This is a genomic window from Arsenicibacter rosenii, from assembly GCF_001870735.1.
Lineage (GTDB): Bacteria > Bacteroidota > Bacteroidia > Cytophagales > Spirosomataceae > Arsenicibacter > Arsenicibacter rosenii.
Genome location: NZ_MORL01000233.1, coordinates 1 through 613 on the forward strand (window position 1 = coordinate 1; position 613 = coordinate 613).

Sequence of the window (613 nt, forward strand, 5' to 3'; positions counted from 1 at the left end):
GTATAGTGATAGACCTGATGTAACCGAAATCAGGTCAGGACGGGCTTTTCTGGGGCTTTTAGAAGCGAACGACGGCAGTATTTGGTTTGGCGATGCGACCGGCGTATATCGGTATGATGGAAAGACCATCACTGACTTTTATAACAAAGAGGGCCGGAAAAAATACAGCATCGATACGAAGCAAAGTGTTGTCATCTGGAAAGGTGCTATGCTACTTGGTGGATGGGAAGGGGCAACGTTTCTGGGTGAGAGTTCCGGTACAGGGGACGTCAAAATACGAAAAGGAGAATTGCTGATCGACAACCGGCTTCTGGTGGGCGGTGTAATTGAAGTCGACATGGCTACTATTGACCAAAAATCAGAAGATCCGCATCCACGTAATAGATTACCTCCGTTTTTTGATGTCAAAAAATTTCCTGTTTCTACATTCGCCATTACGAAGGTTGAAACAGGAAATGATGGAAATACCAAAGTTCCGGCTGATGGAAGTATAAGAGTTAATGAAGGAAATATAAACGTTACAGGGAACCTGACTATGGAAGGTATCACGAAGTCAGTTACGTTTCCCGCCAGAATGTCATTTAAGGACGGCATGGACGGAACCGTCGAGATG

The 613-nt window shown here is 45.0% G+C and carries 1 protein-coding gene; it reads left to right on the forward strand.

Annotated features, from left to right (window positions below; genetic code table 11):
• On the forward strand, window positions 1–613 hold a 613-nt coding region (locus BLX24_RS31010), incomplete at both ends, for a YceI family protein (protein WP_143092972.1).